Genomic DNA, 20037 nt, shown 5'->3' with positions numbered 1-20037 from the left:
TATGCGACCAGTTGGCACAGCGACAGTCTGGCGTCTAAAACTGCGGCGCGCAGGCTCCTAGATATTGGGTGTCAGGAGCACGGCCATGCAAACGGTACGCAACGACACCTACAATTTTGAAACGCCGGTCCTGTGCCAAAGTTGTGCGGCACGGCATCAAGGTATTTGTGGCGCTCTCAACCCCGAACAATTGCTGGAGCTGACAAAATCCACCCGCCGCGTCCGCAAGCAGGCGGGCGAAGAACTGATGGCCGACGCCATGCCGATCTCCAGCTATGCCAATGTGCTGCGCGGCGTGATCAAGCTTTCAAAGGTGCTTGAGGACGGGCGCCAGCAGGTCGTCGGACTGCAATTCGCCCCGGACCTCCTGGGACGCCCGTTTGCCGCGGAAAGCCGAGTGACGGCCGAGGCGGCCTCCGAAGTTGATCTGTGCATCATTCCCAAGCCGGCGCTGGAATCGCTGCTGACGCAAAGCGCGGCGCTCGAACACCGGGTGATGATGCAGGCGCTGCGTGAACTGGACGAGGCGCGTGACTGGATGGTGACCCTCGGGCGCAAAAGCGCGGCGGAGAAGGTCGCCAGCTTCCTCTATCTGATCGCCACCCATATCGACCCAACCGACCGCGAACCCGAAACCAGCTTCGACCTGCCGCTGAGCCGCGCCGATATTGGCGATTTCCTTGGCCTGACCATCGAAACCGTGAGCCGGCAGATGAGCAAGCTCAAGGCCGACGGCGTAGTCGAGATCGTCAATTACCGCCATGTGAGCGTCCCGGACCTGGCGCGCCTGCGTCTGCGGTGTGGGTGAACCGACCATACAGGCGAAGGTAAGGTAAAGACCCCCACCCTTGGTCCCTCCCTCTCCTTGATGGGGAGGGATCAAGGGTGGGGTGGTCACTGGCGCTGACCTGACGATTGAGCCTGCGAGGTCGAAACGCTGTTTGCAGCCGCTACCCCAGCACCCCATTTTCCATTGTCAGTACCCGATCCACTGTTCCCTCGGGGATAGCGGCATGGGTGACCATGATTACCGTGCGCCCCTGGGTGGCCGTGGCAAGGACCTTGAAAAAGGCTTCCTCGGTGTCGCGGTCGAGCGCATTGGTTGGTTCGTCGAGCAGCAGCACGGGGGCATTGGACAGCAGCGCGCGGGCAAGGCAGAGACGCCGCGCCTGACCGGCTGACAGCGTGCGCCCGCTTTCCCCAAGGATTGTGTCCAATCCCTTGGGCAGGGCGCGGACATGCTCGTCGAGCTGCGCCTGGGCGAGAGCCGCCCACAGGTCGGCATCGCTGGCTTCGGCGCGACCGATCAGCAGATTGTTGCGGATCGTGTCGATGAACACCGGGCTGTCCTGGCTGAGCAGGGCCATATGGGCGTGGATGGTGGTGCTGCCCAGTTGGGGCAGAGCGGTCCCGCCAATCGTGATGCTGCCCGCTTGGGGGTCGGCCAGGCGCAGCAGCAGGCGCAACAGGGTCGACTTACCGCTGCCGCTCGGACCGGTGATGGCGATGCGCTCGCCAGGGGCAACGGTCAGCGACAGGTCGTGGAGCACGGCTGGCAGTCCCGGATAGGCAAAGCTGATGCGATCAAGTGCGATGGTCCCCTGGACGGGGATCGGTAATGGGTGGCCCGGTTCGTCGACCGGCATGGGTTGCTCGGCCAGCGCCACCAGCCGCTCAGCCGCGGCCATAGCCTGGGTCGCCTTGCTGGTGCTGCGCACGATGAGGCCAGTGATCTCGAAACTGCCCAATACGGCGAGCAGCAGCCCGGCCATAACCGGGCCATCCACCATGCCGGCGTCGAGGCCGGAAAGACCCGCCCAGAGGGTGCCAACCAGCGCCAGGGCGGCGAGCGCCTGCACGGCAAGGTTGCCCAGCGACGTCACGGCGCCAAGCCGGAGCCGCAACCGCCTGGCCTCGGAACTGGTCTCGGAAAACGCCTGGGCCGCCGTCCCGAGCGCGCCGAGCAGCACAAGGTCGCCATGGCCATGGACGCCGTCGAGGACGCCCATGCGCAGTTCGGCCTGGGCGGCGACGCTGTCGCGACCCGCCTGGCGGGTGACCAGCACCATGGTGGCGGGAACACCAAGGGCCGCTGCGGCAAGCGCCAGCCCATAGGGCAGGGCGGCGGCGGGTAGCAGCCAGGTGAGAATGGCGGTCATCGCGCCCCCCACCACAATGGCCGAAACCAACGGACCGATGGCGACGAGAAAGGCGGTGTCCAGCGCATCGACATCGGCCGTGAGGCGCGACACCAGATCGCCGTGGCGGAGCGACCGATCAGGCAGGGGGAAGCGCGGGAAGAGACGAGCAAAGAGCCAGCCGCGCAGGTCCGACAGGAGCTTGAGCGTGGCGTTGTGGCCGACGAGGCGCTCGCCATAGCGCGCAAGAATGCGCACGAAGGAGAGCCCCCGCACCATGGCCGAGGGCACAAAGAGGTTGAACCCCAGCCCGGCGGTGGTCAGGGCAGTGGCGGTAATAAACCAGCCGGAAGTGCCAAGGAGAAATACCCCGGCCACGAGGGTGATCAGCGACAGCGTCAAGGCGAGCAACAGCGCGCCGCTGCGCTGGCGAAACAACGGGAGAAAGGTGAGGAGGGCCTTCATGCGACACCTCGCTTGCGCGCTGGCAGCGGCGTTTCGAGCAGCGTCCCCCCGGCGATGCGCCAGGCCTTGTCCATGCGGCTGGCAACGGCGAGGGAATGGGTGGCAACCACCAGCGTGCGGCCTTCCGCATAGCGGCGGATTGCGGCCATGATCTCGTCTTCCAGGCTGGCCTCGAGATGGGCGGTGGGTTCATCGAGCAGGATCAGGCCGGCGTCGCGCAGGAACAGCCGGGCCAGCGCCACGCGCTGGGCCTGCCCGCCGGAGAGACCGACGCCGTCCTCGCCGATCAGCGTATCGAGACCATCGGGCAGGGCGGCGGCAAAGCCGGAAACGGCGGCCTGATCGGCGGCGCGCTCGATTTCCACCCGCGAAGCGCCGGGGCGGGCGAGGCCGATATTGTGGGCGATGCTGGCGTGGACGAGGCGCGGCTTCTGGGCGAGCAGAAAGGTGCGGGCCCGCAACTCGGTCTCGGGCCAGTCGGCCAGCGGCCGGCCGTCAAGGGTCAGCACGCCCTCATGGTCGCGCAGGCCCACCAATGCTTCGAGCACTGTGGATTTTCCCGAGCCGCTTGGGCCGAGAAGGGCGACATGCTGCCCGGCGCTGACGGCGAGCTTTGCATCATGCAGCACGGCGCGCAGTCGGTCGGGTGTGCGCAGGGTGACATTGGACAGCGCCAGATCAATGGCGGCGCCGGGCCTTGAGGCGATGTCGGCGAGCGGCGCCGGGGCGGCGGGCAGGGCACCCAGCTGACGTTCAATTTCGAGGAGGCCTGCCTTTGCGGTGGCCCGGTCATGATAATGCGCCGCGAGCAGGCGCAGGGGATTATAGACCTCGGGCGCCATCAGCAGCAGGAACATGCCCAGTTGCAGGGTCAGCGGGCTGGTGCGCAGATGGAGAAAGTCGATGAAGGTGAGGCCAACGTAAAGGGCGATGCCGGCCACGCCGAGCGCGGCGAAGAATTCGAGCACGGCCGAAGACAGAAAGGCGATGCGCAGCACGCCCAGAGTGCGCCGGCGCAAGGCCTCGCTGGCCTCGACCACTCCTGCGGTCTCGGCGTCTTCGCGACCAAAAAGCTTGAGAGTGAGCAGACCCCGCAGCCTATCGGAAAAGCGTGCAGACAAATGGCTGAGGGCGCGGGCCTGACGGTCGGTGGCGACCTGGGCGCCCCAGCCGACCAGGGCCATGAACAGCGGGATCAGCGGCGCCGTGACGAGGAACAGCACGCCCGCGACCCAATCGAGCGGCAAGATGATGGCTCCAAAAATCAGCGGCAGCAGCGCGGCTTGCAGCGCCGCGGGCAGATAGCGGGCGAAGTAGCCGTCCAGCGCCTCGACCTGATCGACGATGGCCGACGCCGCTGCGCCGGAACCGGCACGGCCGGCCGCGCGGGGCGAACGTGCCAGCATATGAGAAAATAGTGTCGTGCGCAGGTGTAGCTTGATGGCTTCGGCCGCGGCAATGCCGGCCTGTTCACCCAATGCGCCCAGGCCAGCGCGGAGGAGCAGCAGACCAAGAATAAGGCCGATGGCCGGCAAGAGGGCGCTGGCGGGCTCGCCCATTTCGATGGCGCGACCAAGGACATCGGCCAGCGTCCAAGCCTGCCACACGAGCAGCACACCGCCCAGCAGCGGGGCAATAATGGCGATAATCAGCGGCATGCCGCCTTTGCCGTGCAGGCTGTTGAGGGCTTTTGCAGCGGTCGTTTCAGGCTTGGGGGTCACGCGAACTCAATAGGGTTGGGCACACTCATGGATGGCTTACTCCTACTCTATTGGCCTGGTGAATGTGACACCTTGATCTGAATCAAGGCGAAGGCCAGTCTCGTGCGGCATAGAACGGTCACTGGCGGCCCCTGCTCTGGCCGTCGCAACCAGAGAGCTAGAACGTGCCATGATCGACATGCTCGTCGTCGACCTCTCGCGATGGCAATTCGCCGCTACCGCGATGTATCACTTCATCTTCGTGCCGCTGACCCTGGGCCTCTCCTTCATGATGGCGATCATGGAGAGCGTCTATGTGATGACCGGGCGCGAAATCTGGCGCAAGGCAACGCTCTTCTGGGGCACGCTGTTCGGCGTCAATTTTGCCATGGGGGTCGCCACTGGCATCGTCATGGAATTCCAGTTCGGGATGAACTGGAGCTATTACAGCCATTATGTGGGCGACGTCTTCGGCGCGCCGCTGGCCATCGAAGGGCTCATGGCCTTCTTCCTTGAAGCCACATTCGTGGGCTTGTTCTTCTTCGGCTGGGACCGGATGAGCAAGCTGGGCCATCTGGTCGTCACCTGGCTGGTGGCCTTTGGCGCCAATTTCTCGGCGCTCTGGATCCTGATCGCCAATGGCTGGATGCAGAACCCGGTCGGCGCCAAGTTCAACCCCGACACCATGCGCATGGAAATCACCGACTTTGCGGCGGTGCTGTTCAACACCGTGGCGCAGGCCAAGTTCGTCCACACGGTCAGCGCCGGCTATGTCTCTGGCGCCATGTTCGTTCTGGCGATTTCCGCGCTGTTCCTGGTCAAGGGCAAGCATGTCGAACTGGCCAAGCGCTCGGCCGTGGTTGCGGCCAGCTTCGGCCTTGCATCGGCCCTCTCGGTCGTGGTGCTGGGCGACGAGAGCGGCTATGTCGCCACCGAGCACCAGAAAATGAAGATCGCGGCCATCGAGGCCTCGTTCCACACCGAGGCGGCGCCAGCGCCCTGGACCGTGCTGGCCATTCCCGGCGCCGATGGAGAACCGATCTGGTCGTTCTCCATTCCCTGGATGGGCGGCATCATCACCACGCGCTCGCTCAACGAAGAACTCGAAGGCATCCACGAACTGGTGGACCGGGCCGAAGATCGTATCCGCACCGGCGTAATCGCCTATGAGGCGCTACAGCAAATTCGTGCCGATGGCACCGATACCGCGGCGCGGGCGGTGTTCGACGAGCACTGGGCCGACCTCGGCTATGGCTTGCTGCTCAAGCGCTATCGGGCCGATATCGAGAATGCGACGGACGCAGAAATCGCCATGGCGGCGGCGGATACGGTGCCTGACGTCTGGCCCCTGTTCTGGACCTTCCGCATCATGATGGGGTTGGGCTTCTTCTTCATCGCCTTCTTCGGACTCTGGTTCTATCGCGCCTCGCGGGGCTGGATCGACACCAACAAGCCGCTGCTGTGGTTGACGGTGTTGCTCTTGCCCACGCCCTGGATCGCCATCGAAAGCGGCTGGTTCATCGCCGAGTTTGGGCGGCAACCCTGGGTGGTGGAAGGCGTCCTGCCCACTTTCTACGCTGCATCGAGTCTCAACGTTCTCGATCTGGTGCTGTCGCTGAGCTTCTTCGTGCTGCTCTACACCGTGCTGCTGGTCATCATGGTCATCCTGATGGTCCGCATCATCAAGGCCGGACCCAAGGAGAAGCTGTTCACGCCCGATGACGAGGACGACTTCGTGATCACCACCCTGCCGGCGACACCCGCAACCAAGGAGCTCGTATCGTGAGCACCATTCCACTCGACTATGAAGCGCTGCGGCTGATCTGGTGGCTGCTGCTGGGCGTGTTGCTGATCGGCTTTGCCATCATGGGCGGGCGCGATCTTGGCGTCGGGGCGCTGTTGCCCTTCGTTGCCCGGACCGACGAGGAGCGGCGCGTGCTGCTCAACCTGATCGGGCCGACCTGGGAGGGCAATCAGGTGTGGCTGGTGCTGGGGGGCGGAGCGATCTTTGCCGCCTTCCCGCCACTCTATGCCGCGAGCTTCTCTGGTTTCTACCTTGCGATGATCGTCATTCTCCTGGCGCTGATCCTGCGGCCCGTCGGCTTCAAGTTCCGCGGCAAGATATCCGATCCACGCTGGCGGGCGACCTGGGACTGGGCTCTGTTCATCGGCGGCTTCGTGCCGGCGCTGATCATGGGCGTGGCGGTGGGCAATGTGCTGCTCGGCGCACCCTTCCACCTCGATGACACCATGCGCATTTTCTACACAGGCAACTTCTTCCAGCTGCTGATGCCCTTTGCGCTGCTGGCGGGTCTGGTGAGCCTTGGCATGATCGTGACCCAGGGCGCGGCGGTGATCGCCGGCCGGACCGAAGGCGTCATCGCCGAGCGGGCGCGGACCTATGGCAGCCTGGCGGGTCTGGTGACCATTGTGCTCTTCGCACTGGGCGGCCTGTGGGTGGCAATGCTCAACGGCCATGTGGTGACCAGCGTGATCGACCCCAATGGAGCCATCAATCCGCTGGCCAAGACGGTGGAACTGGTGCCGGGCGGCTGGCTGCGCAATTACGGCACCTATCCATGGATGCTGGCCGCGCCGGTCATTGGTTTTGCCGGCTTGGCGTTGGCAGTACTGTCGCTGCGCTCTGGGCTGAAGCTATTGGCGTTGCTGGCGTCGAGCGCCGGCATCTTCGGCATCATCTCGACCGCGGGCCTGTCGATCTTCCCGTTCTTCCTGCCCTCCTCGACCATGCCCGAGGCCGGGCTGACCCTGTGGGATGCGTCGTCGAGCCATCTGACGCTCTTCATCATGCTGCTGGTGACGGCATTCTTCCTGCCGATCATCCTTGTCTACACAGCCTTTGTCTTCCGGGTGATGCGCGGCACGGTGACCACCGAAAGCCTCGGCAAGAACCCCAACGCCTATTAGGAGCCCGCCATGTGGTATTTTTCCTGGATATTGGGGCTGAGCCTGGCCTGCAGCTTCGGCATTCTGAACGCAATGTGGTTCGAAATGCGCGAGGATCGGCGGCTGGCGCGCGAACAAGGTAAGGAAAACCTTTCCGGCTGACGCATAGCTGTTGACCGTTTGGTCAAAAATCAATTGAGCCGGATTCTACGTAAGTAGAGTCCGGTTTTTCTTTTGGCATCAGATAGATAAGACGCTTTCGGGATCGCCTGCGCGTCACGCAAGCCCGCGACTGCCGTGCAAGGATTATGGCGGAATTGCCTCTTTCGTTTGCACTGTGTGCATAACGGATGTGCAACAAGTCCATCTACTAATCACGACCAGAGCGATCTAGATATAGCCCATCAAACGAAGGGGAACCGAAATGAACATCACCAAGAAGCTTGCCGACTTTGCCCGTTACCAGCGCACCCTGCGTGAGCTGAACGCTCTCGACAACCGCCAGCTGCACGACCTGGGCATCACCAAGGGTGATATCCGCGCCATCGCTCGCGGCACCTACGTCGCCTAATCAGCGACGGCCGCCGACAGGCGGCACCAGACTGACCGCAAGGTCTTCCGATGAAGGCGTCCTCCTGGGCGCCTTTTGTCGTTTCTGGGGGGCGGTCGAGAGGCATGGCTAAGGATCTGATGGATGCAACAGGCCCCCTCTCCCGCCGGCTCGCCGTCGACCTCTCCCCCAAGGGAGAGGTGAAGAGGGGCTTATGCGTCGCGCAGCGACACCTCTCCCTTGGGGGGAGAGGTCGGCCGAAGGCCGGGTGAGGGGGCCTTGCCTACCGCACCAGATCGGCCACGACACACTCCAGCGCCTTGACCAGATCGTTCGGCCGAATGCGGATTTGCAGGCCGCGTTGGCCGCCGTTGAGGAAAATCTCGTCGTACAGCGTGGCCAGTTCATCAAGGGCCGTGGGCACGAGCTTGCGCTGGCCCAGGGGGCTGATGCCGCCGACCTTGTAGCCGGTGAGACGCTCGGCATCGGCCGGCTTCATCATATGGGCTGACTTGCCGCCCAGGGCCGCCGCCAGCTTTTTCATGTTCACTTCCTCATCTGAGGGAACGATGGCGCAGATCGGCTTGCCATCAAGCTCGGCCATCAGCGTCTTGAACACTTCGGATGGTGGCACGCCCATGGCCTCGGCGGCCTGAAGGCCCACCCGTTCGGCATTGGGATCGTAGTCATAATTGGCAAGGCTGAAGGCAATGCCGGCCTTGGTGAGCGCCTGGGTGGCGGGCGTGGTCTTGGACATGGCCCTGTTTTAGGCGATCCACCAAGGCTGGCAAGCCTTAGCGATCAAGATCGAACTGGCGGACCCAGCGCGGGTCATCGGCTGGCGATTCATAATCATCAAGGCCCACATCCTTGAGCAGATGCGGCGCAAGGCGAAGCGCGCGCACGGCCCGGCGCTGGCGGCGCTGGCGAAGGTCGAGCGAGAAGGTCTCGCGCAGGGTGGGGACGGGCATCAGAAAGGCAAGAAATCCGGGAATTGTGAGCATCTCTATATTCACTGGCCTTATGACCAGTGCCTCCGGTGACGTTGACATGACCCAGAAGATGCGCCCTGATGTGCGCCACATCCAACTAAACCTCGATAATCACCCATAAGGAGGTTTGATCCATGTCGCTGCCCCCGATGACGGCGTTGCGTGCCTTTGAGGCGGTCGCTCGGCACCTCAGCTTCACGCGCGCCGCCGAAGAACTGGGCATGACCCAGGCAGCCGTCAGCTATCAGATCAAGCAATTGGAGGACCGGGTTGGCGCCCAATTGTTCCTGCGCAAGCCGCGCCGGGTGGAACTGAGCGAAGTCGGGGCCAGGCTGGCGCCGGAAGTGGGGCAGGCCTTCGACATTCTGCGCAATGCCTTTGCGAGCACGCGGGGTGCGGTGGACAATCAATTGTCGATCACCGCCGTCTCGACCTTTGCCAGTCAGTGGCTGGCGCAGAACCTGGGCCTGTTCCAGCTCGCCCACCCCCAGATTGCCGTGCGCCTCGACAGCAGCAACGATCTGGTCGATCTGTTGCATGACGATTTTGACCTCGGCATCCGCACCATGCCCGAGGGCCCGGTGGATGGGCTGGTGTCGCACCTGCTGGTCAAGGGCGACTTCACGCCCCTGCTCAGCCCGGCGCTGGCCGAGAGCATCGGCGGCGTTAAACATCCGGCTGACCTGCTGCGGCTGCCCATTCTCGACCCGCGCGATGAATGGCTGGAGCAATGGTTCGACGCGGCGGGTGTCGAGGGCTATTCGGCCGAGGGGCGGCCGGTGAGCATGATGGGCCAGCAGAGCCTTCTGGGCACCGCGGCCATGGCCGGTCGCGGCGTCGCCATGCTGACGCCGGCCCTGTTTCGTGACGAAATCAATGCCGGCCGCCTCGTGCAGCCCTTTCCGCTGCTGGCGGAGGCGGCTCGCGGCTATTACCTCGCTTATCCCGAGAGCCGCCGCAACGCGCCCAAGGTCCGCATGTTCCGCGACTGGATGCTGGAGGCTACGGCCTATATGCGCGCGCCGTCCTGACACGCGCTGTCGAGGCAGATCGCTAAGCCCCTCGCATCGGCAAGGAGGTCGACGTGCGGGCAGCAGAACTCAATTCCATTATCGTCAGGGCCAAGGCGGCGACCTATGTCGGCGGCGGCAGCAAGGCGCAACCGTCTCGGACCGGCTCGCACGACCTCGTCTGGTCCGAGGGCGACTGGCGCTATCGCGATAGCTATTTCGGGGGCACGGATTTTCTGGGGCAGGAGGTGCTGTGGCGCGACGCCGAACCGGTCTGGGCCATGAACTATTATGGTCAGGTGCGGCGACCGGACCTCATCGATGGCATGCGGGCCGGCGAAACCATCAAGTCGGCGCTGGCGGCAATGTATGCCGAAGGCCGATTTCTCGGTGGCTTCGACTGGTCGGGGCCGCACGGCCTCTACCGCGACCGGAGCGAAGGCAATGTCGCCAGCTTTCGTGGCCGCGAAGTCATCATCGTTGACGGGGCAGAGGCCTATGCGCTGGATTATATCGGCGGGCTGGTGAAGCCCTGAGGGCGCCGCGGCGCGCCGACTGTCTGTCGTTCATAAATACAAAAAGACCCGGTGATTGCTCACCGGGCCTTCCATTTTCCTTGGCGGGGAGGTGCCGCGGAAAACCTGCTGGTTGAGATCAGACGATGCCGCTCGAACCGGCCGCAATCTCGGGGCGGATCTCGGCGACCTTGGCGCGATAGCCAGAGGCTCGGTAGGTGGCGAGCAGGTCGATGGCGCCGCCCTGTTCCAAGCGGGCCATGGCCAGGATCGGCTCGACATCGGTGCGATAGGCGAGGCGCAGGGCCTGGGTGGCTGCGAGCGCATCATTGCCTGTCTGAGCGGCTGTGAGCCCCTTGCGATCCACCAGCAGCGCCTGGGCATAGGCGCGCTGCACATCGGCGGCCGAGAGCATCAGGGACTCGATGGGGTCGGTAACGTTGTGGCTCTGGTCCAGCATATGGGCGGGATGGAAACCGGCGTCACGGGTTTCGATATCGACCAGCTCGTTGAAGACGAGGAACAGGCGGTAGGGGTCGATGGAGCCGGCGTCGAGATCGTCGTCGCCATATTTGCTGTCGTTGAAATGGAAGCCGCCGAGCTTGCCGAACTGGGCGAGGCGAGCGACGATCATCTCGATATTGACGTTGGGCGCGTGGTGGCCGAGATCGACCAGACAGAAGGCCTTGTCGCCCAGTTCCTTGGCGATCAGGTAATTGGTGCCCCAATCCTGCACGACCGTCGAATAGAAGGCCGGCTCATACATCTTGTGTTCGGTATAGAGGCGCCAGTCATCGGGCAGGGCGGCATAGATCGATTTCACCGAGTCCAGATAGTGCTCGAACTGCGTGGTGAAATTGACCTGTCCGGGGAAGTTGGAACCGTCACCGATCCAGACGGTGAGGGCCTTTGAGCCGATGGTCTTGCCGATCTCGATACACTCAAGATTGTGCTCGATGGCCTGGTCGCGGGTTGCCTTGTCGGCGGCTGAGAGCGAGCCGAACTTGTAGCTCTGCAACTGCCCTTTGGCATCGGCAAAGGTGTTCGAGTTCATGGCATCAAAGCCAAGATTGAAGCGGCTGGCAGCTTGCTTCAACCGGTTCGGATCGGCCTTGTCCCACGGAATATGCAGCGAGACGGTATCGGTCGCCTGGGTCAACTGCGCGATGACGGCGCAGTCTTCGATCTTGTCGAAGATGTCACGCGGCTCGCCCTTGCCGGGAAAACGAGCAAAACGGGTGCCGCCGGTGCCAACGCCCCAGGAAGGAACGGCGACGGAAAAGGCCGCAACCTTGTCCTTGATGGCGTCGATATTGATGCCGCGCCGGTCGAGGCGCTCGCCCAGGGTATCGTAGTCCACATGAAGGTCCGCAGCGCGCTTGGCGTTTTCGGCCTCTATGGTGGATGGGTCGATGATGTGTTCGGTCATGATTTCCTCCAGAGAAGAAGCCCCCCTCATCCGGCGCTACGCGCCACCTTCTCCCCGAGAGGGAGAAGAATGGGCCGGTGCGCTCCTCTTATTCCTCTCCCACTTGGGGAGAGGGTGGATCGGCCGCAGGCCGAGACGGGTGAGGGGTAACTTCTCCCTTTAATTACCGCGGGAACGACTGGGCGTTGCCGGCGTCGACGTTGATGATATTGCCGGTGGATTTGGCCGAGGCGTCCGAAGCGAAGAAGTAGATGGCTTCGGCAATGTCTTCCGGGAACACGGACCGCTTGAGCATCGAGCGTTGGCGATACATTTCCTCAAGGCCGTCCTTGTCGGTCTTGTAGGTCGAGGCGCGTTGTTCCAGCCATTCGCCGGCCCAGATTTTCGAGCCCCGCAGCACGGCGTCCGGGTTGACGACGTTGACGCGGATCTGCGCTTCGGCGCCTTCGAGGGCGAGGCAGCGGGCGAGATGGATCTCGGCGGCCTTGGCGGTGCAATAGGCGGCGGCGTTGGGCGATGCGGCAAGACCGTTCTTGGACGCCACGAAGACGACATTACCGCCGATTTTCTGGGCGCGGAAGAGACGGAAGGCTTCGCGCGAGACCAGGAAATAGCCCGTGGACAGGATGTCCATGTTCTTGTTCCAGAGTTCAAGCGAGGTGTCTTCGATCGGAGCCGAAGAGGCGAGGCCAGCGTTCGACACCAGGATGTCGAGGCCGCCGAATTCGACCACGGCATGGGCGAAGCCGGACAGGACCTGTTCTTCCTTGGTGACGTTGATGTTCACCGGACGGACGAAGTCCTTGCCGAACACGCCGGAAAGCTCCTCGGTGGCATTGTCGAGCGCGGTCTGGTCGATATCGGCCAGGACGACGCAGGCGCCTTCGCGCAGGAGACGGGCCGCGGTGGCCTTGCCAATGCCGCCGGCGCCGCCGGTGACCAGGGCGATCTTGCCCGCCAGGGACTTGGGCTTGGGCATGCGAGCAAGCTTGGCTTCTTCAAGCAGCCAATATTCGATGTCGAAGGCTTCCTGCTCGGGCAGGCCCCGGTATTCCGAAACCGTCGAGGCGCCGCGCATCACATTGATGGCGTTGACATAGAACTCGCCGGAAATGCGGGCGGTGGCCTTGTCCTTGGCGAAGGTCAGCATGCCGACGCCGGGGATCAGGTACACCACGGCATTCGGATCGCGCACGGCGGGCGAATTGTCGTGTTTGCAGCGGTCGTAATAGGCCTGGTAGTCGACGCGGTAGGCGGCGATCTGGTCAGCAAGGCCCGCGATGACAGCGTCTACATCCGGGTTGGCCGGGTCGAAATCGATGACCAGCGGGCGGATCTTGGTGCGCAGGAAGTGGTCGGGGCAGGACGTGCCCAGGGCCGCCAGCGGCCTGAGGTTCTTGGAATTGACGAATTCGAGCACGGCAGCCGAGTCGTCGAAATGGCCCAGCTTGTGGCTGTCTTCCGAGATGAAGCCGCGGATCTTTGGCATCAGCTTGGCAGCGACGGCGCGGCGGGCGTCGGCATCAAGCGACTCTGTCGCTGCGCCACCGAAAATGGTCTTGCCTTCGGTCTGCTGCTCAAACCATTCGATGGCCTGATTGATGATGGAAATGGTGGTTTCGTAGCATTCCTTGGGCGTGTCGCCCCAGGTAAACAGGCCGTGGCTCTCCAGGATCAACCCCTTGGAATTGGGGTTCTCTTCGCAATATTTGCCCAGCCACAGACCCAGCTCAAAACCCGGCTTCTTCCAGGGCAGCCAGCCAATGCTGTCGCCAAAAATCTGTTGGGTCAGCTCTTTGGAATTCTTCGACGCTGCGATAGCAATGATCGCGTCGGGGTGCATGTGGTCCACGTAGGGGTGGTTCACATAGGCGTGCAGCGGGGTGTCGATGGAGGCAGCGCGCGGGTTCAGATTGAATGTCGCGTGCGGCAGGTAGCCCACCATCTCATCTTCGAATTCGACGCCGCGATAGAGACCCTTGAGGGCCCGCAGCTTGTCCATATAGAGCGTCGAAAAGCCATCGAGCTTGATCGAGGCATTGTCGCCGCCCGATCCCTTGACCCAGAGGACTTCGACCATCTCACCGGTCAGCGGGTCCTTCTGCATGATCTTGGAGGAGGTGTTGCCGCCGCCGTAATTGGTGACGCGCTTGTCCGAGCCGAGGAGGTTCGAGCGATACACAAGGCGCTCCGGTTCGGACATGGACGCGGCTTTGGCGTCATCCCACAGGTTCTGGAGGCGCTTGGGCGCAGTGGACATCGGATTCCTCCCGAGATTAGGGCAAAGACTTGGTTGGGCGGAAATGGGCATGGAACGGTCCACGCTGTCAATCGCAAACAATCATATCCAATCATCTTTGCGTGGTAATGACGGAAATATGCGGATTGGTGATTGACTCTGCCCGAGTTTGATGGAAGCAAATGCACCCAGGGAGTATCAGCATTGCACGAAATGGAACGCCACCGCGTCATATTGGCCGCCGCACAGTCCCACCCCGTGGTGACTGTGGCGGAGCTGTGCGAGGTCACTGGTTCCTCGGAAGCCACCATTCGGCGCGACATTGCGGCGCTGGATGAGCAGGGCAGGCTGCGCCGTGTGCGTGGCGGTGCCGAGGCCATCAACCCGCCGGCCCAGGGCGGGCTGATGGGGCGCCCCTTTTCGGTCAACGAAACGATCAACATTGCGCAAAAGCGCGCAATTGCGCGCGCGGCGGCCGAAATGTGCCGCGATGGCGAGCCGGTGATCATCAATGGCGGCACCACGACCTATCAGATGGTGCACCACCTGACGGGCAAGCGCCTCTCGGTGTTCACCAACAGCTTCGCCATTGCCGAATTCCTCATCCACAATTCGCGCAATTCGGTCGTCATTCCTGGCGGCACGGTCTATCGCGAACAGAACGTCATCCTCTCGCCCTTTGGTGGCGTGGTGGCGAGCCATTTCTACGCCAAGCGCATGTTCATCGGCTGCCAGGGCATTGGCGCCCACGGGCTGATGGAGGCCGACCCCATGGTCGTGCAATCGGAGCTGGCGCTGATCGGGCAGGCGGACGAACTCATCGTCCTTGCCGATTCCTCCAAATTTTCGGGACGCTCAAGCCTGATCCTGTGTGGGCTTGACCGAATTGCCGCCGTCATCACCGACAGCGGTATCCGCGACGAAGACCGCCAAATGCTGGAAACAGCAGGGGTGCGGCTCATCGTGGCGGACGCGACTGCACAGGCCGAAACGACCGCGGCCTGAGTAACCGGACTATTCAAAGACCAAGACCAGACCATCCCAGGGAGGGACCAAATGAAACTCTGGAAACTGCTCACTGCCACGGCCGCTGCCGCCGTGCTGCTCGCCACCCCGGCCTTCGCCCAGACGCGCATCGCGCTGGTGGTGAAGTCGCTCGGCAATGGCTTTTTCGATGCCGCTGCCAAGGGCGCTGAAGAAGCCGCCGCCGAACTGGGCGACGTTGAAGTGATCTACACCGGCCCGACCGCCGCCACGGCCGAAGCCCAGATCGAAGTCGTCAACTCGCTGATCGCCCAGCAGGTCGACGCCATCGCCATCTCCGCCAATGACCCGGACGCCCTGGTGCCCGTGCTGCAGCGCGCCATGGAACGTGGCATCAAGGTCATCAGCTGGGATTCCGGCGTTGCTGCCGAAGGCCGTCAGCTGCACCTCAACCCATCCGAGACTGCTCTGATCGGCGAAACCATCATCAAGCTGGCTGCCGACTACCTGCCTGAAGGCGGCGACGTGGCGATCCTCTCGGCTGCCTCGACGGCAACCAACCAGAATGCCTGGATCGAAGCTGCCAAGGCCGCCATCCCCGAGAAGTTCCCCAACATCAACCTTGTCTCGGTTGTTTACGGCGACGACGACTCGGTGAAGTCGACCGAAGAGGCTCGCGGCCTGATCGCTGCCTATCCCGACCTCAAGGCCATCATCGCACCGACCACCGTCGGCGTCGTTGCCGCTGCCCAGGTCGTGACCGACCAGAACCTGATCGGCAAGATCAACGTGACTGGTCTCGCCCTGCCGTCCGAGTTCAAGCAGTTCATCGACAATGGTGCGTCGCAGGCCGTGGCCCTGTGGAACCCGATCGACCTGGGCTACTCGGCCGTCTACCTGGCCAATGCCCTGGTTGAAGGCGCAGAAGCTGCCCCCGGCGCGACCCTCTCCATTGGCAAGGTCGGCGAAGTGACCCTGGACGACACCAATTCGGCCGCTATGGCCGCGCCGTTCCAGTTCGACGCCAGCAACATCGAAGAGTTCTCCAAGATCTATTGATCTTTGAGGCGACGCTCCATTCTTCTCCCCATCGGGGAGAAGGTGGCGCGCAGCGCCGGATGAGGGGGATTCTCGCCGCCAGTATGTGCGGAGAGCTTCCCCCTCACCCGTCTCGGCCTCCGGCCGATCCACCCTCTCCCCGACGGGGAGAGGAATAAAGGCGCCATCTCGGCGGGAATGAAAATGACCGACCCCATCCTGACCCTTTCGGGCATAACCAAGAGCTTTCCCGGCGTGCGGGCGCTGCATAATGTGTCGCTCGAGCTTTATGCCGGGCAGGTGACTGCGCTGATCGGTGAGAACGGCGCCGGCAAGTCGACGCTGGTGAAGACGCTGACGGGTATTTATCAGCCGGATGCGGGCGAAATCTTTCTCGGCGGCGGGGCGATTACCCTGCCCACGGCGCATTCGGCATCCGAACTTGGCATCACCGCCATTCACCAGGAAACGGTGCTGTTCGACGAATTGAGCGTCGCCGAAAACATCTATCTCGGTCACACCCCGACCAATCGTTTTGGCCTGATCGACTGGCAGGCCATGCGCCGCGAGGCGCAGGCAACGCTGGACTCGATGGCGGCCGGCATCGATGCCTCGATCCCGCTCAAGGAATTGGGCATTGCCAAAAAGCATCTCGTCGCCGTGGCGCGCGCGCTCAGCGTGGACGCGCAGGTGGTGATCATGGACGAGCCGACCGCGGCGCTGAGCCAGAAGGAGATCGAGGAGCTTTACGTGCTGGTCGATCTGCTCAAGGCGGACGGCAAGGCTATCCTCTTCATCTCGCACAAATTCGACGAAATCTATCGCATTGCCGACCGCTACACCGTGTTCCGCGATGGCGAAATGGTGGGCAAGGGCATGATCAAGGACACGCCGCAAAGCGAGATCGTGACGCTGATGGTGGGTCGCTCGGTCGACCAGATCTTCCCGCCCCGGACCGCCGCGATTGGCGAGACGGTGCTGGAGGTGCAGGGCCTCAGCCACCCGACCGAATTCGACGATGTATCGTTCTCGGTGCGGAAGGGCGAAATCCTGGGGTTTTATGGCCTCGTGGGTGCCGGGCGTTCCGAAGTGATGCAAGCCGTGTTCGGCATGACCCGGCCATCATCGGGCACCATCACGCTCGAGGGGGCGACGGTGTCGCCAAAGTCCCCCGCCGATGCGGTCGAGGCTGGCATTGTCTATGTGCCCGAGGAACGCGGCAAGCAGGGCGTGATCACCGGCGAGCCGATTTTCAAGAACGTCTCACTGCCCAGCCTCAGGAAAACCAGCAAATCCGGCTTCCTGCGCATGGCCGAGGAATTTGCCTTGGCGCGTACCTACACCGAACGCCTTGATCTGCGCGCCTCCTCGCTCAGCCAGAATGTGTCGACCCTCTCGGGCGGCAACCAGCAGAAGGTGGTGATCGCCAAATGGCTCGCCACCCTGCCCAAGGTGATCATCCTTGATGAACCGACCAAGGGCATCGACATCGGCTCCAAGGCTGCTGTGCACGAGTTCATGGGTGAACTGGTGGCGCAAGGCCTCTCGGTCATCATGGTGTCGTCCGAACTGCCCGAAGTGCTCGGCATGAGCGACCGCATCGTCGTCATGCGCGAAGGGCTGGTGATCGACACTCTCGAAAACAAGGGCCTGCAACCCGAAACGCTGGTGCGTCTGGCTGCGGGCATCGCTGAGGAGAAGGCCGCATGAACCGGCTCCTGAAATCCCGCGAACTCTGGTTGGCTTTGGCCATTCTGGCCGTGATCGTTCTGGTGACGCTGCGCTTCCCGCGCTTTTCGCAACCCGCCAACCTGCTGACCATCTTCAACGACACATCGATCCTGATGATGCTGGCGCTGGGGCAGATGGCGGTCATTCTCACCCGCTCCATCGATCTGTCGATGGCGTCCAACCTGGCGCTGACCGGCATGATCGTGGCCCTGACCAATGCGGCGTTTCCGTTCGTGCCCGTGCCGCTGTTGATCGCCGGCTGCGTGGTGGTCGGCGCTGCGCTCGGGGCCTTCAACGGCGTTCTGGTCTGGAAGCTCAATATCCCGCCCATTGTGGTAACACTGGGCACGCTGACCATTTTCCGTGGCCTCGCCTTTGTGGCCTCGGGCGGCACCTGGGTGAATGCCTCGCAGATGAGCGCGGATTTCATCCAGCTCCAGCGCGGCATGTTCCTCGGCCTGCCAATCTTGAGCTGGTTCGCCATTGTGGTGGCGCTGCTGGTCTATGTTCTGATGACCCGCACGCCCTGGGGCAGGGCCTTCTATGCCATCGGCGTCAATCCGGTTGCCGCGGTCTATACCGGGATCGATGTGGGGCGCACCAAGTTCCTGGCCTTTGTGCTTTCGGGCGCGCTCTCGGGCCTGGCCGGTTATCTCTATGTGTCCAAATATGTGATCGCTTCGACTGAAAGCGCCGGCGGCTATGAGCTGACCGTGGTGGCAGCCTGCGTCATCGGCGGCGTCTCGATTGCCGGTGGCATCGGCACGGTGGGCGGCGCCATTCTGGGCGCGCTGTTCCTCGGCGTCGTCAACAACGCCCTGCCGGTCATCGGCGTCTCGCCATTCTGGCAGATGGCCATTTCCGGCGCCGCGATCCTCCTTGCCGTGGTGCTCAATGCTTCGAGCGAACGCTCCAAGGGCCGCATCATTCTCAAGAAGGCAGAGGTGGCTGCATGAGCGACACGACCGTAACCGCCCGTCAACTCCCCGACCGCCTCGACAATCCGCTCAAATCGGCTGTGCTGAGCTGGGAGAGCCTGCTGGTGCTGGTGGCGCTGGGCATTTTCCTCGCCAACAGCTTTGCCTCGCCCTATTTCCTCAATGCCTGGAGCCTGAGCGACCTCACCTTCAACTTTACCGAGAAGGGGCTGATCGCGCTGGCCATGGCGCTGGTGATCATCACCGGTGAGATCGACCTTTCGGTGGCTTCGATCATCGCGCTGGCCTCCACCCTGATGGGCCTGGCGCTGCAATATGGCGCCGATACGCCCACGCTGGTGGCGGTGGGCGTGGGGGTTGGCGTGCTCTGCGGCGCGTTCAACGGCTTCCTCGTAACCGGACTCAAGCTGCCATCCATCGTCGTCACAATTGGCACGATGAGTCTGTTCAGGGGCGTGGCCTTCATCATTCTGGGCGACCAGAGCTTCAAGGGCTATCCCAAGGAGTTCTCCTGGTTCGGGCAGGGCTATGTGGGATGGGTGATCTCGTTCGAGCTGGTGCTGTTCCTCGTCGCAGCAGTGATTTTCTATGTGCTGCTGCACCGCACCGTGTTCGGGCGGCAGGTGTTCGCCATCGGCAACAATGCCACCGCCGCGCGGTTTTCGGGCGTGCGCGTTGATCGCATCAAATTTGTACTATTCTGCCTGACCGGCCTGATGAGCGGCATCGCTGCGGTGCTGCTGACTGCGCGCCTTGGCTCGACCCGGCCCTCGATTGCCGAAGGGTTTGAGCTTGACGTGGTGACCATGGTGGTGCTGGGCGGGGTGTCTATCCTTGGCGGTGCCGGCTCGATCATCGGCGTGGTTCTGGCCGCGTTGATCATTGGCCTCGTGACTTTCGGCCTGGGGCTGCTCAATGTGCCGGGCATCGTCATGACGATCTTCACGGGGTCGCTGCTGATCGTGGTGATTGCCCTGCCGATCCTGTGGAAGATGTGGAAGGAGCGCCGCGCATGATCGTGGATGATGGCTACGAAAAGCACGCCTTCAAGATGCGGCTCAACCCCGGCATGGCAGAGGAATACAAGCGCCGCCACGACGAGATTTTTCCCGAACTGGTCGACCTGCTGCACACCGCAGGCGTGAAGGACTATTCCATCCATCTCGACGAAGAGACCAATACGCTCTTCGGCGTATTGTGGCGGCGGGTTGATCACACCATGGCCGACCTGCCCTCCACCGAAGTCATGCAGCGCTGGTGGGCGCACATGGCCGACATCATGGCGACCAACGAGAAGAACGAGCCGATCTCGGTGGATTTGGCGCCGGTGTTCTGGATGAAGTGAGTGGGTCCTCTCATGGATAGATCGATGGCGTGGTCCCTTCTCCCCTGAGGGGAGAA

The 20037-nt window shown here is 62.9% G+C and carries 19 protein-coding genes; 13 read left to right on the top strand and 6 right to left on the bottom strand.

The annotated features are described in order from the left end of the window. Positions 1-85 precede the first annotated feature (85 nt). Positions 86-808, top strand: coding sequence for a Crp/Fnr family transcriptional regulator (locus NIM87_RS12525; RefSeq protein WP_254675027.1), 723 nt, complete (start codon positions 86-88; stop codon positions 806-808). A 142-nt stretch (positions 809-950) separates the two neighbouring features. On the opposite strand, the gene cydC is transcribed toward NIM87_RS12525, so the two are convergent. After that, positions 951-2603, bottom strand: a complete 1653-nt coding sequence (gene cydC, locus NIM87_RS12520) for a thiol reductant ABC exporter subunit CydC (RefSeq protein ID WP_254675026.1) — start codon at positions 2601-2603, stop codon at positions 951-953. Further along, positions 2600-4324: a thiol reductant ABC exporter subunit CydD gene (cydD, locus tag NIM87_RS12515; RefSeq protein ID WP_254675025.1), complete on the bottom strand. Its 1725-nt coding sequence runs from the start codon at positions 4322-4324 to the stop codon at positions 2600-2602. Before cydD ends, cydC begins: the two co-directional genes overlap by 4 nt. 172 nt (positions 4325-4496) lie before the next feature. Between cydD and NIM87_RS12510 the strand changes: the two genes are divergently transcribed. From NIM87_RS12510 to NIM87_RS12495, 4 genes are all read left to right on the top strand, one after another. Then, on the top strand, positions 4497-6089 hold the full coding sequence (locus NIM87_RS12510; protein WP_254675175.1) for a cytochrome ubiquinol oxidase subunit I: 1593 nt from the start codon (positions 4497-4499) through the stop codon (positions 6087-6089). Further along, positions 6086-7231 carry a cytochrome d ubiquinol oxidase subunit II gene (gene cydB / locus NIM87_RS12505; protein ID WP_254675024.1) on the top strand — a complete coding sequence of 382 codons (1146 nt, stop codon included), beginning with the start codon at positions 6086-6088 and terminating at the stop codon, positions 7229-7231. The genes NIM87_RS12510 and cydB overlap by 4 nt, the downstream gene beginning before the upstream one ends. A 9-nt stretch (positions 7232-7240) precedes the next feature. After that, positions 7241-7372 (top strand): cytochrome bd-I oxidase subunit CydX, encoded by a 132-nt coding sequence (cydX, locus tag NIM87_RS12500; protein WP_254675023.1) that lies wholly within the window; start codon positions 7241-7243, stop codon positions 7370-7372. Between the two features lie 262 nt (positions 7373-7634). Further along, entirely contained in the window at positions 7635-7781 is a 147-nt protein-coding gene (locus NIM87_RS12495) for a DUF1127 domain-containing protein (RefSeq protein ID WP_254675022.1), read from the top strand. A 262-nt stretch (positions 7782-8043) separates the two neighbouring features. On the opposite strand, the gene ybaK is transcribed toward NIM87_RS12495, so the two are convergent. Further along, positions 8044-8517 carry a Cys-tRNA(Pro) deacylase gene (gene ybaK / locus NIM87_RS12490; protein ID WP_254675021.1) on the bottom strand — a complete coding sequence of 158 codons (474 nt, stop codon included), beginning with the start codon at positions 8515-8517 and terminating at the stop codon, positions 8044-8046. A 37-nt stretch (positions 8518-8554) separates the two neighbouring features. Further along, complete coding sequence (locus tag NIM87_RS12485) at positions 8555-8764, bottom strand: hypothetical protein (protein WP_254675020.1); 210 nt, start codon at positions 8762-8764, stop codon at positions 8555-8557. A gap of 122 nt (positions 8765-8886) precedes the next feature. Here NIM87_RS12485 and NIM87_RS12480 point away from each other — a divergent pair, with 122 nt between their 5' ends. Beyond that, entirely contained in the window at positions 8887-9783 is an 897-nt protein-coding gene (locus NIM87_RS12480; RefSeq protein ID WP_254675019.1) for a LysR substrate-binding domain-containing protein, read from the top strand. Positions 9784-9836: 53 nt separating this feature from the next. Next, positions 9837-10298: a DUF5680 domain-containing protein gene (locus tag NIM87_RS12475; protein WP_254675018.1), complete on the top strand. Its 462-nt coding sequence runs from the start codon at positions 9837-9839 to the stop codon at positions 10296-10298. 118 nt (positions 10299-10416) lie between these two features. On the opposite strand, the gene rhaI is transcribed toward NIM87_RS12475, so the two are convergent. Together rhaI and NIM87_RS12465 are read right to left on the bottom strand one after the other, a co-directional pair. Then, a complete protein-coding gene (rhaI, locus tag NIM87_RS12470; RefSeq protein WP_254675017.1) occupies positions 10417-11706 on the bottom strand; it encodes an L-rhamnose catabolism isomerase in 1290 nt (429 codons plus the stop codon). Positions 11707-11869: 163 nt separating this feature from the next. Beyond that, the gene (locus NIM87_RS12465; protein ID WP_254675016.1) at positions 11870-13966 is read right to left on the bottom strand and encodes a bifunctional rhamnulose-1-phosphate aldolase/short-chain dehydrogenase; all 2097 of its coding nucleotides are present in this window, start codon (positions 13964-13966) and stop codon (positions 11870-11872) included. 183 nt (positions 13967-14149) lie between these two features. On the opposite strand from NIM87_RS12465, the gene NIM87_RS12460 reads away from it, so the two are divergent. The 6 genes from NIM87_RS12460 (at position 14150) to rhaM (ending at position 19981) form a co-directional block, all read left to right on the top strand. Next, on the top strand, positions 14150-14950 hold the full coding sequence (locus NIM87_RS12460) for a DeoR/GlpR family DNA-binding transcription regulator (RefSeq protein WP_254675015.1): 801 nt from the start codon (positions 14150-14152) through the stop codon (positions 14948-14950). A 51-nt stretch (positions 14951-15001) separates the two neighbouring features. Then, positions 15002-15988, top strand: a complete 987-nt coding sequence (gene rhaS, locus NIM87_RS12455; protein WP_254675014.1) for a rhamnose ABC transporter substrate-binding protein — start codon at positions 15002-15004, stop codon at positions 15986-15988. Between the two features lie 183 nt (positions 15989-16171). Then, positions 16172-17677 carry a sugar ABC transporter ATP-binding protein gene (locus tag NIM87_RS12450; RefSeq protein ID WP_254675013.1) on the top strand — a complete coding sequence of 502 codons (1506 nt, stop codon included), beginning with the start codon at positions 16172-16174 and terminating at the stop codon, positions 17675-17677. Then, positions 17674-18654, top strand: coding sequence for an ABC transporter permease (locus tag NIM87_RS12445; RefSeq protein ID WP_254675012.1), 981 nt, complete (start codon positions 17674-17676; stop codon positions 18652-18654). The genes NIM87_RS12450 and NIM87_RS12445 overlap by 4 nt, the downstream gene beginning before the upstream one ends. After that, on the top strand, positions 18651-19652 hold the full coding sequence (locus NIM87_RS12440; RefSeq protein ID WP_254675011.1) for an ABC transporter permease: 1002 nt from the start codon (positions 18651-18653) through the stop codon (positions 19650-19652). The genes NIM87_RS12445 and NIM87_RS12440 overlap by 4 nt, the downstream gene beginning before the upstream one ends. Continuing rightward, positions 19649-19981: an L-rhamnose mutarotase gene (rhaM, locus tag NIM87_RS12435; protein WP_254675010.1), complete on the top strand. Its 333-nt coding sequence runs from the start codon at positions 19649-19651 to the stop codon at positions 19979-19981. The genes NIM87_RS12440 and rhaM overlap by 4 nt, the downstream gene beginning before the upstream one ends. Positions 19982-20037: the final 56 nt, after the last annotated feature.

This window comes from Devosia ureilytica (genome assembly GCF_024273195.1).
Taxonomy (GTDB): Bacteria; Pseudomonadota; Alphaproteobacteria; order Rhizobiales; family Devosiaceae; genus Devosia; species Devosia ureilytica.
Note: the sequence above shows the minus strand (reverse complement) of the source record. Positions and strands in the feature narration are given on the sequence as shown.